The sequence below is a fragment of the Lactobacillus sp. UMNPBX4 genome, assembly GCF_002554115.1.
Taxonomy (GTDB): Bacteria; Bacillota; Bacilli; order Lactobacillales; family Lactobacillaceae; genus Lactobacillus; species Lactobacillus gallinarum.
The window spans coordinates 1-12489 of the sequence record NZ_PCZF01000001.1 but is presented as its reverse complement, the minus strand read 5'-3'; the positions used below and the strand labels follow the sequence as shown (position 1 = coordinate 12489).

The following is a 12489-nucleotide window of genomic DNA, read 5'->3' as shown; positions in this document are numbered from 1 at the left end:
TTAGAAGCGGTAGTGTGCAAATGCACGGTTAGCTTCAGCCATACGATGAACGTCTTCACGCTTCTTAACTGCTGAACCAGTGTTGTTTGAAGCATCGATGATTTCGTTAGCTAAACGTTCATCCATAGTGTGTTCGTTACGTAAACGAGCGTATGAAACAAGCCATCTTAAACCTAAAGTAGTTCTTCTTTCAGGACGTACTTCAACTGGGATTTGGTAGTTTGAACCACCGATACGGCGAGCTCTAACTTCCAAAACTGGCATAACGTTGTTCATAGCTTCTTCAAATACATCAAGTGGTTCCTTACCAGTCTTGTCTTGAACAATGTTGAAAGCATCGTAAAGGATTGAAGATGCCTTAGCTCTCTTACCATCAATCATCAAGTGGTTAATTAACTTGGTAACAAGCTTTGAGTTGTAAACTGGATCTGCTAAAACGTCTCTTTTAGTTACGTGACCTTTTCTAGGCATTATTTAACTCCTCCTTTAATCTTTCTTAGTACCGTACTTAGAACGGCCTTGCTTTCTGCCATCAACACCAGCAGTATCGAGGGCACCACGAATGATGTGGTAACGAACACCAGGAAGGTCCTTTACACGACCACCACGAATTAAAACAACTGAGTGTTCTTGCAAGTTGTGTCCTTCACCTGGAATGTAAGCAGTAACCTCGATTAAGTTTGAAAGACGAACACGAGCGTACTTACGTAAAGCTGAGTTAGGTTTCTTTGGAGTCATAGTACCCACACGAGTTGCAACACCACGCATTTGTGGAGCTGGGTTGAATACTGATTCCTTCTTCATACTGTTGTAGCTGTAATTCAAAGCAGGTGACTTTGACTTAGTAACCTTTGAATGACGGCCTTTTCTTACCAATTGATTAATGGTTGGCATTAAAATTTCCTCCTAAAATTACTATTTTGTTCACACATCCGGGAGTTTCTTTTTATACTCACGAACAGACTGTTCAAAACATACAAACACTATTGTACTCGGTTTTTAATAGAAATCAAACTTTTTCAAAATAAAAAAAGAAAAACAATGATTTTTTGCGTATTAAATAGTGAGGTGATTTTTTGAATTTAATTTATACTTTTACTAATTTTGCAATTGGAACTTGTATTGCATCCCACATGGCAGTAGTTTTTGATCGATGGGAGAACAGAAATTTCATTTTTTCTCGCTCTTATTGCAAAAATTGTCACTTTGAATTATCTTTGCTGGACGAGATTCCTCTTATTTCTTACTTATTATTGAAAGGACGTTGTCATTATTGTAAACAATCTATTCCAAGTGAATTATTTCTGTTTGAATTAGTTGGAGGATTTGCCTTTTCTTTGATTGACTTCAGCTCTATTAGTGGCATCACATCTTCTGTGTTTCTTTCCTCTCTTCTTTTGACGGCTATCGCTGATTTTTATGAAAAAGAATTTGATCTTTTCTTTCTTTTTCCTGCAATAACTATCGCTATCTTAGAAAATAAGTTCTCTGCTTTTACGACCTTAGATTTTATTTCTCTTATATTAATTATTTCAATTTTCAGTTGGAATATTTTTAAGCATAAAATGGGGCTAGGCGACCTATTAATTTATCTCACTATTGCCAGTTACTTAACTCCTTCTATTGCTAACATAATATTTTTATTTGCTTGCTTCTCACTTTTATTATTTTTCGTAATTGAACATAAAGATTCCAACTATCATTATCCTTTCATACCATTTATTTTCTTAGGTTTAGTTCTAACACAATTTTTAAACTAAAAAAGCGTTCCTATTCTTTATGAATAGAAACGCTTTTTATAAGAACTAAATTTTACTTACTTTGTTCTTTTTCTTTCATTTGCTTTTCAATATCAGCAATTGAGTAAACTGAATCTGGCTTCTTAACGTCAGCTTCAGGTTCCATGCTGCGGTATACAGGCATACCAGTACCAGCTGGAATAATCTTACCGATAATAACGTTTTCCTTAAGTCCAAGAAGTGGATCATTCTTACCTCTGATTGAAGCATCAGTAAGAACACGAGTAGTTTCCTGGAATGAAGCAGCTGACAAGAAACTATTAGTTTCCAAAGCAGCCTTAGTAATACCCAAGATAACGCTTTGTGCAGTTGCTGGAATACCACCAGAAATAATAACTTCCTTGTTACGGTCTCTAAATTGACCGATATCCATAACTTCACCTGGCAAGATGTCAGTTTCACCTGGATCAAGGACACGTACCTTTTGAAGCATTTGACGAGTCAATACTTCGACGTGCTTGTCGGCAATGTCTACACCCTGCATTCTATATGCCTTTTGAACTTCAGCCAAGATGTACTTTTCAGTAGTTAAAGTATCAGTAACTTGGATCAATTCCTTAGGATCAACAGAACCGAGAGTCAACTTATCACCACGGTGAACATAATCGCCTTCAGATACAGCAACAGAAGCAGTGTAAGGAACACTGTAACTTCTAGTATCAATCTTACCTTTAACAGTAATTTCACGAGTATGTTCTGCTGGATTTTCTTGAATTGAATCAATTACACCATCTACTTCAGAAATGGTTGCACGACCCTTAGGGTTACGTGCTTCGAACAATTCTTGCACACGAGGCAAACCTTGAGTAATATCTTCGGCACCGGCAACACCACCGTTGTGGAAAGTTCTCAAAGTAAGCTGAGTACCAGGTTCACCAATTGATTGAGCGGCAACAGTACCTACTGCTTCACCAACTTCAACTTCTTCACCAGTAGCAAGGTTCATACCGTAACACTTGCGACATACACCGTGTGGAGTATCACAGGTAAGAATTGAACGAATCTTAACATGGGTTACTCCCGCATCACAGATCTTATGAGCCATGTTTTCATCCATCATGACATCTCTGCCAACAATAGCTTCACCAGTCTTAGGATCCTTAACTGTTTCAGCAGTGAAACGACCAACCAAACGATCAAATAATGGTTCGATCATTTCGTCACCTTCCATGATGGCGCTAACTGTAATACCACGATCAGTACCACAATCATCATCACGAATAATAACGTCCTGAGCAACATCAACCAAACGACGAGTTAAGTAACCTGACTGAGCAGTCTTCAAGGCAGTATCCGTCATACCCTTACGAGCACCGTGAGTGGACATGAATAATTCCAATACTGACAAACCTTCCTTGAAGTTTGAAGTAACAGGAATTTCGAACAAACCACCGTTAGGAGTAGCCATCAAACCACGCATACCAGCTAACTGAGTAAAGTTAGAAATGTTACCACGGGCACCTGAGTCGGCCATGATTGAAATTGGGTTACGTGGTGAGTGAATTTGAGCAATTTCGTTTTGGATTTCATCCTTACATGCATTCCAAATACTAATTACCCGGTCGTGACGTTCTTGTTCAGTAATTAAACCACGTCTGAATTGCTTAGAAACAATATCAACTTGCTTACGTGCCTTAGCTACCTTTTCATCCTTATCTTGAATTTCTGGGACGTCATTCATACCAATAGTAATACCTGAAGTAGTTGAACTAGTGTAACCTAACTTCTTCAAGTCATCCAAGTATTCTGAAGTTCTTTGAACCTTGTAGTACTTGTAGATAGTAGCAATAGAGTCTGACAAGAAACTACTCTTGAATGGTGTAGCAATTAAATCATCGCCAACTTCATCAATCTTGTCATGAATATCTTGACCCTCACCTAAGAAGTACTTAGCATCCAAAGGATTATTTAAGTTTTCTTCACTTGGTTCATTGATGTAGAAGTAATCATCTGGGAATAATTGGTTAAAGACAAGCTTACCGTATGTAGTAATGAAAATGCCATGTTCATGACCTTGTGGCCATGGCTTCTTAGGCATAGCATCAGCTGACATACCAATAATAGTATGGTAGTGAATATCACCATTTTCATAAGCTACAGTTGCTTCAGCTGGTGAACTAAAGATCATGCCTTCACCTTCACGACCACGTTCAGCTTGAGTCAACCAGTAGTTACCCAAAACGATATCCTGTGATGGAGTAACGATTGGCTTACCATCCTTAGGAGCCAAGATGTGGTGAGCAGCAAGCATAAGTAAACGAGATTCAGCAACAGCTTCATCAGAAAGTGGTACGTGGATGGCCATCTGGTCACCATCGAAGTCGGCATTGTAGGCTTCACAAGCTAATGGGTGAAGTCTGATTGACTTACCTGGTACTAAAACTGGTTCAAATGCTTGAATACTCAAACGGTGAAGAGTAGGTGCACGGTTCAAAAGAACTGGACGTTCCTTAATAACGTCTTCAAGTACATCCCAAATATCATCATCTTCACGATCAATCTTACGCTTAGCATTCTTAATGTTAGAAGCAATACCGCGCTTAACCAATTCGTGCATTACAAATGGCTTAAATAATTCCAAAGCCATTGGACGTGGAACACCACATTGATAGAACTTCAATTTTGGTGAAACATCGATAACTGAACGACCGGAGTAGTCAACACGCTTACCAAGCAAGTTTTGACGGAAACGACCTTGCTTACCCTTAAGCATGTGTGAAAGTGACTTAAGTGGACGATTACCTGGTCCAACAACTGGACGACCACGACGACCGTTGTCAATCAAAGCATCAACAGCTTCTTGAAGCATACGCTTTTCGTTTTGAACGATGATGTTAGGAGCGTTCAAATCAAGCAATCTCTTCAAACGATTGTTACGGTTAATTACACGTCTATATAAATCGTTCAAATCTGAGGTAGCAAAACGGCCACCTTCAAGTTGAACCATTGGACGAAGATCTGGTGGAATAACTGGAACTGCATCCATAACCATCCATTCAGGCTTATTACCTGAATTCTTAAATGCGTCCAAAATATCCAAACGTCTAATTGCACGAGTACGTTTTTGACCAGTTGCGGTTTGAAGCTCTTTCTTCAAATCTTTAACTTCTTTATCAAGGTCAACTTTCTTGAGCAATTCGCGAATAGCTTCAGCACCCATCTTAGCTTCAAAACGGTTACCGTATTTAGCTTTTTGTTCACGGTATTCTGCTTCAGTTAATAATTGCTTAGGCTCAAGATCAGTATCACCTGGATCAATTACGATATATGCAGCAAAGTAGATAACTTCTTCAAGCAATCTTGGAGAAATATCCAATACTAAACCCATTCTTGAAGGGATACCTTTGAAGTACCAAATGTGGGTTACAGGGGCAGCTAATTCAATGTGTCCCATACGTTCTCTTCTTACTTTTGAAGAAGTAACTTCAACACCACAACGGTCACAAACGATGCCACGGTATCTAACACCCTTATATTTACCACAGGCACATGACCAATCTTTAGTTGGTCCAAAGATTCTTTCATCAAATAGACCATCTTTTTCAGGTTTTAAAGTACGGTAGTTGATGGTTTCAGGCTTCTTAACTTCACCATATGACCAGCTTCTGATCTTGTTAGGTGATGCAAGACCAATTTGCATACTTTCAAATTTATTTACGTCGATCAAAAGTTTAACCTCCTACTATTTAGAAACTTTGTCGTCAGATTCATCTGCAGGAGCTACTGGCTTATCTGCATCTTTCTTATCGTCTTTTTTATCTTCTGATTTTCCAGTTTCTTCGGCTAACTTCTTTTTTTCTTGTTCTTCTGCCATACGTGACAATGAATCAATGTTTAAATGTTCACTTGAATCTTCATCCATATCACGAAGTTCAATTTCATTATGATTCATATCAAGAACACGAATATCCAAACCTAATGATTGAAGTTCCTTAACAAGCACACGGAATGATTCTGGAACACCTGGCTTAGGAATTCTTTCGCCCTTAACAATTGCTTCATATGCCTTTACACGACCAACAACGTCATCTGACTTATAGGTCAAGATTTCTTGCAATGTGTAAGCTGCACCATAAGCTTCAAGGGCCCAAACTTCCATTTCACCGAAACGCTGACCACCAAACTGAGCTTTACCACCCAAAGGTTGTTGAGTAACCAATGAGTAAGGCCCAATTGAACGTGCGTGGATCTTGTCATCAACCATGTGAGTAAGTTTCAAGTAGTGCATGACACCAACTGAAACACGGTTGTGGAATGGTTCACCGGTACGACCATCGTAGATAACAGTCTTACCGTCTTTATCAACACCAGCTTGACGAACAGTGTCCCAAACATCACTTTCGTTGGCACCATCAAATACTGGAGTAGCTACGTGAATACCTAATTGACGTGCTGCAGCACCCAAGTGCAATTCAAGAAGCTGTCCAATGTTCATACGTGATGGAACACCCATTGGGTTCAAACAGATATCTACTGGAGTACCATCTGGTAAGTATGGCATATCTTCTTCTGGAACGACAGCAGCAACAGTACCCTTGTTACCGTGACGACCAGACATCTTGTCCCCAACTTGAATCTTTCTCTTTTGTGCAATGTAAACACGAACCATAGTATTAACACCTGGTGAAAGTTCATCGCCGGCTTCACGGGTGTAAACCTTAACGTCTTGAACGATACCGCCACCACCGTGTGGTACACGAAGTGAAGTATCACGAACTTCACGAGCTTTTTCACCAAAGATAGCGTGAAGTAATCTTTCTTCAGCAGATAATTCAGTTACGCCCTTAGGAGTTACCTTACCTACCAAAATATCACCATCGTGAACTTCAGCACCAACGCGGACAATACCATCAGCATCAAGGTCCTTCAAAGCATCTTCACCGATGTTAGGAAGTTCTCTTGTGATTTCTTCAGGACCAAGCTTAGTATCACGAGCTTCTGATTCGTAGTCTTCAATACTAATTGAAGTATAAACATCATCCTTAACCAAACGTTCTGAAAGCATGATGGCATCTTCATAGTTGTACATGTTCCAAGTCATGAAGGCAATAAGTGGGTTTTGACCTAAAGCAAGTTCACCATGATCCATAGTTGGACCGTTAGCAATAACATCACTAGCATCAACATGATCACCCAACTTAACATTAGGAGTTTGGTTGTATGACTTAGAGTTGTTTGAACGACGATACTTTTCAAGAGTGTACTTGTCTAAAGTACCATCTTCACGTCTAATACGGATTTCGTTTGCATCTACGTATTCAACAGTACCAGCATCCTTAGCTACTAAGGCAGCACCTGAATCGTGAGCTGCACGATATTCCATACCAGTACCAACAAGTGAGCCATGTGGGTTGATCAAAGGAGCAGCCTGACGTTGCTGGTTGGCACCCATCAAAGCACGGTTAGAGTCATCGTTTTCAAGGAATGGGATACATGCTGAAGCTACAGAAACAACTTGTTTAGGAATAACGTCCATGTAGTCAATCTTGTCTGGAGTAACTTCGACGTTATCTTCCTTTTGACGAGCTAAGATTAAATCACTCTTAAATGAACCATCATCATTCAAAGGAGTGTTAGCACCAGCAATGATGTAGTTATCTTCTTCATCAGCAGTCAAGTAGTCGATCTTGTCAGTAACCTTGTGGGTCTTCCAAGATACACGACGGTATGGAGTTTCGATGAAACCATACTTGTTAATGATTGCGTATGAAGCAAGTGAGTTAATCAACCCAATGTTAGGACCTTCTGGAGTTTCGATAGGACACAAACGACCATAGTGAGTATAGTGAACGTCACGAACTTCATATCCAGCACGGTCACGAGTCAAACCACCAGGCCCTAAAGCTGACATACGACGCTTGTGAGTCAATTCACCCAATGGGTTGTGTTGATCCATGAACTGTGAAAGTTGTGATGAACCGAAGAATTCCTTGATACTTGCAACAATTGGACGAATATTGATCAATTGTTGTGGAGTAACAGTTGAAGGATCTTGGATTGACATTCTTTCACGAACAACACGTTCCATTCTTGCCAAACCGATTCTGAATTGGTTTTGAAGAAGTTCACCAACACGACGAATACGACGGTTACCCAAGTGGTCAATATCATCAGTTGTACCGATCTTGTCTTGCAATGCGAAGAAGTAGTTGATTGAAGCCAAAACATCTGCTGGAGTTAAATGCTTAACATCTGCAGCAATGTGACCATTTGACATTAACTTGACTTCACGTTCAGGATCTATCTTTGAGTAAACCTTAATTTCTTGAACTGTAATAGGATCTGGTAATACGCCTTCCTTTGAAGGTTGGTAAGTTACCATCTTGAAGTCATCACGATCAAGGTATGGAGCCAACTTGTCCATTACTTCGTGAGTAACAACAGTATCCTTCTTAGCAATGATTTCACCAGTATCTGGATCAGCCAAAGTTTCAGCTAAAGTTTGACCATACAAACGATTCTTAAGAGAAAGCTTCTTGTTGATCTTGTAACGACCAACTGGTGCTAAATCATAACGACGTGGATCGAAGAAACGAGCATACAAAAGTGAACGTGATGAATCAGTTGTCTTAGGTTCACCTGGACGTAATCTTTCGTAAATATCCTTTAAAGCTTCGGCTACACGAGAATCTGCTGGATTCTTGTGAACATCTTTGTCCAAAGTAAATTGCAAAGTATCGCTTTGACCAAACATATCGATGATGTCACTGTCTGAGCCAATACCCATAGCTCTAATTAAAACAGTAAGTGGCAACTTACGAGTACGGTCTACACGAACGAATGAAACATTCTTAGCATCAGTTTCATATTCAAGCCAAGCACCACGGTTAGGAATAACAGTAGTACCAAAGATTTGACGACCATTCTTGTCGTAATCACCAGTGTAGTACACACCTGGAGATCTTACTAATTGAGAAACAATAACTCTTTCGGCACCATTGACGATGAATGAACCTGATTCAGTCATTAATGGTAAATCGCCAAAGAATACATCTTGAGTCTTAATTTCACCAGTTTCTTGGTTAGTAAGCTTCAAAGTTACGTGCATTGGTGCAGCATAAGTTGCATCATGATCACGAGCTTCATCAACTGTATACTTAGGCTTTTGAAGCTTGTAGCCAACATATTCTAATGAAAGCTTACCTGAGAAGTCACTAATAGGCATGATGTCATCAAAGACTTCTTTAATGCCTTTATCAAGAAACCACTTATATGATTCGGTTTGAACATCAGTTAAGTTAGGGAGCTTCAATACTTCTTTAATGCGAGAGAAGCTACGTCTAGTTCGATGCTTACCGTAGTTCACTACGTGTCCATTTAACAAGGAAAAACATCCTTTCTGTCTAAGAAAGCAAATATTACATTTCTGTTACAAATTCAAAAAACTGCAATTTTAGGCATAAAAAAGACAAAAACGAAGCTTTTTCGTTTTTGTCCTTATCATTTTGCTGGACAATAGATCAGCAAAATCCTGAATCTCAGTCTTTTTAAACCAGCAAAAATTATATGCCTTTTTCTACTTTTTGTCAAGGTCTAATGCCTGATATCACTTAGTTTTTACCAGCTTTTTATCAGAAACAACATCAAATTTTAAATGGCCATGTTGACTACCGATTTTTAAAGTATCATTTGATTTTACTTCACTGGTAATCAACATTTCTGCCAACTTATCTTCGATATCATTTTGAATTGCTCTTCTAAGTGGTCGAGCACCATTTTCGGGATCATAACCATCTTGAACGATTTTATCTAGAGCAGCGCGAGAAATCTTAAGTGTGATTCCTTTCTTCTGCAAACGAACTACCAATTTATGAGTCAACAAGGTAACAATGTCACGCAATTGTTTCTTAGTTAATTCATCAAAGATAATCGTCTCATCGATTCTATTCAAAAATTCTGGACGGAAGAATTGTTTAATTGCTTGCTCTACCTTAGCTTGTCTTGCTTTAGCTTGATCAACCTTATCAGCATTAAAGCCTACAGCCTTGCTGTCAAATAAAGTACGTGATCCCAGATTAGAAGTCATGATAATAATCGTATTTCTAAAATCAACTTTTCTGCCTTTAGAATCTGTCAAAAATCCTTCATCTAAGACTTGCAAAAGTAAATTGAATACATCTGGGTGAGCTTTTTCAACTTCATCAAGCAAGACAACAGAATATGGATGACGACGAACTTGTTCAGAAAGTTGACCGCCCTCTTCATAACCAACATAACCAGGTGCTGATCCGATTAACTTGCTGGAAGCGATTTGATCCATATATTCTGACATATCTAATCTGATCAAATTATCTTCTGAGCCAAACATTGCGGCTGCAACTGACTTAGCAAGTTCCGTTTTACCTACACCAGTTGGGCCCAAGAATAAGAATGATCCAATTGGGCGTCGTTCATCTTTAATACCACTTCTACTACGACGAATTGCACGAGCTACAGCGGAGACAGCTTTATCTTGTCCAATAACTCGTTTGTGCAAAATACTTTCGAGGTTAGCTAATTGGCGACTCTCATCCCTCTTCATTTGAGTAACTGGTACGCCTGTCCAATCAGACACTACCTTGGCAATATCTTCTGGTTCAACAATAGCCTCAGCACTAACTTTAACTTGCAGCGCATTTTCCATTTTTTCTCGTTGCATTTGCAAGTTATTTTGTGCTTCTTGAAGTTGCGCAGCCTGAACAAAGTTTTGACTTGCAGCAGCCTCATTTTTTTGCTCAATAATACTCTTTATTTTTTCATTAATTTGAACTAAATCTTTATTTGAACCAACATTAGTCTTAATTTTAACAGCTGCACTGGCTTCATCTACCAGATCAATTGCCTTATCGGGTAAGAAACGATTGGTAATGTAACGGCTAGATAGATCAACAGCATCCTCAAGACTGGCATCTGAAATAGTTACATGGTGGAACTTCTCATATTTAGGTCTAAGTCCCTTCAATATAGCCAATGTATCTTTCTTAGTAGGTTCATTCAAACGTACTTGTTGAAAACGACGGGCTAATGCTTGATCTTTTTCAATATACTTTTGATATTCATCAAATGTAGTAGCACCAATCATTTGAATATCGCCACGAGCAAGTGATGGCTTCAAGATATTAGAAGCATCGATTGCTCCTTCAGCACCACCAGCACCAATCAAAGTATGCATTTCATCAACAAACAGAATGACCCTGCCATCTTTAGCAATTTCATCCAAAATCTTCTTCATTCTATCTTCAAACTCGCCACGATACTTGGTACCTGCTACTAAACTGCCCATGTTAAGAGCCATTACTCGTTTATTGAGTAAATCCTCTGGCACTCTTTTATTAACAATTTCTGTAGCAATTGCTTCAGCGACTGCAGTCTTACCTACACCAGGTTCACCTACTAAAACTGGATTATTCTTAGTACGACGAGACAAAATTTGAATAACTCGCTTAATTTCCTTTTCGCGGCCAATAACTGGATCAATACCGCCTTCACGAGTACGTTGATTCAAATTAACAGCTACTTTATCTAGAGTTGGTGTAGTACTATTTTTACGTTTCTTTTGCCCTGTAGCTGTATTGCTATTACCTAACCAGCTTGCTGAGTCGCCAAAATCTTGTTCCTGATCTAAGCTATCATTAACATCTTGACGTAAGCGACCAATATCCACATTTAAATTCTTGAGAATCATGGCCGACAAGACTTGTTCACTAGCTGTTATTCCAAGCAAAACATGATTAGTTTCAATTTCTTTATATCCACCTTGATCGGCTTGTCTTTTTGCATAATCTAGTGCCAAGCTTAAACGAGGTGACATTTCCATATAACTAGTTTTAGGTGCTGAACCGTAGCCGGTGTAGCGCTCAATTTCTTCACGCACAGCAGTAGGAGTTAAGCCCCATGAACGAAGTATCTTCCCTGCTTCACCGTCTGTTTCAATTACTAAAGCCAATAAAACGTGTTCTGTTCCGATTAAGCGATGATGGAAATTCTGTGCTTGTTCACGTGCAATTTCCAATACTTGATTAACGCTTTTACTATATGAGTTTTCCATACAAACACCACCCCTTTAAAATACGTTATGGTATTTTACTTTTATTTTGTCAGTAAGTAAAATAATTTAACTTATCTCCGTGATCATTATGATCAAAAACGCGCAATTAATCAAAAATTGCGGCGGCAATTTCAGTTAAATATTTTTGATCTGTTTCATCAAAATTGTTTAGCTTAGTAGAATCAAAATCGAAAACGCCCCATAATTTTTCATCCTTAAAAATAGGCACGACGATTTCAGAATTCGAAGCACTGTCGCAAGCGATGTGACCAGCAAATTCATGGACGTCGGGCACAATTTGCGTTTTTTCTTCCTTAGCTGCTGTTCCGCAAACGCCTTTACCCATTTGAATATGCACACAAGCTGGCATCCCTTGGAATGGGCCTAAAATCAACTCGCCGTTTTCAAAGCGATAAACACCAGCAAAATTAACATTATTAAGCGAATTAAACAAAAGCGCAGATAAATTAGCAGTATTGGCAATCCAGTCATCTTCGCCATCAACTAGTGCCTTTGCCTGCTGCACTAACAATTCATAATTTTCTTTCGTAGTAGCTGTCATTCTCATGTCCCCTATAGTTTTAGTGTGTATTATAGCAAAAAGAAAAGGCTCTATGATAAATCCTGTTGATAGATTTCTATGATATTCTATCAATGGGATTT

7 protein-coding genes are annotated in these 12489 nt (G+C 38.9%); 1 reads left to right on the top strand and 6 read right to left on the bottom strand.

What is annotated here, in order from left to right:
* Together rpsG and rpsL are read right to left on the bottom strand one after the other, a co-directional pair.
* Positions 1-471, bottom strand: coding sequence for a 30S ribosomal protein S7 (rpsG, locus tag CP355_RS00035; protein ID WP_003549021.1), 471 nt, complete (start codon positions 469-471; stop codon positions 1-3).
* Positions 472-486: 15 nt separating this feature from the next.
* Positions 487-894 carry a 30S ribosomal protein S12 gene (rpsL, locus tag CP355_RS00030; protein ID WP_025014719.1) on the bottom strand — a complete coding sequence of 136 codons (408 nt, stop codon included), beginning with the start codon at positions 892-894 and terminating at the stop codon, positions 487-489.
* 182 nt (positions 895-1076) lie between these two features.
* Between rpsL and CP355_RS00025 the strand changes: the two genes are divergently transcribed.
* Positions 1077-1760, top strand: coding sequence for an A24 family peptidase (locus tag CP355_RS00025; RefSeq protein ID WP_087175957.1), 684 nt, complete (start codon positions 1077-1079; stop codon positions 1758-1760).
* A gap of 52 nt (positions 1761-1812) precedes the next feature.
* On the opposite strand, the gene rpoC is transcribed toward CP355_RS00025, so the two are convergent.
* The 4 genes from rpoC to CP355_RS00005 form a co-directional block, all read right to left on the bottom strand.
* On the bottom strand, positions 1813-5466 hold the full coding sequence (rpoC, locus tag CP355_RS00020) for a DNA-directed RNA polymerase subunit beta' (RefSeq protein WP_025005269.1): 3654 nt from the start codon (positions 5464-5466) through the stop codon (positions 1813-1815).
* A 15-nt stretch (positions 5467-5481) separates the two neighbouring features.
* Positions 5482-9123 carry a DNA-directed RNA polymerase subunit beta gene (locus CP355_RS00015; protein ID WP_098043639.1) on the bottom strand — a complete coding sequence of 1214 codons (3642 nt, stop codon included), beginning with the start codon at positions 9121-9123 and terminating at the stop codon, positions 5482-5484.
* Between the two features lie 222 nt (positions 9124-9345).
* The gene (locus tag CP355_RS00010; protein ID WP_098043638.1) at positions 9346-11826 is read right to left on the bottom strand and encodes an ATP-dependent Clp protease ATP-binding subunit; all 2481 of its coding nucleotides are present in this window, start codon (positions 11824-11826) and stop codon (positions 9346-9348) included.
* 106 nt (positions 11827-11932) lie between these two features.
* On the bottom strand, positions 11933-12388 hold the full coding sequence (locus CP355_RS00005; protein WP_098043637.1) for a GAF domain-containing protein: 456 nt from the start codon (positions 12386-12388) through the stop codon (positions 11933-11935).
* Between the last annotated feature and the right edge of the window lie 101 nt (positions 12389-12489).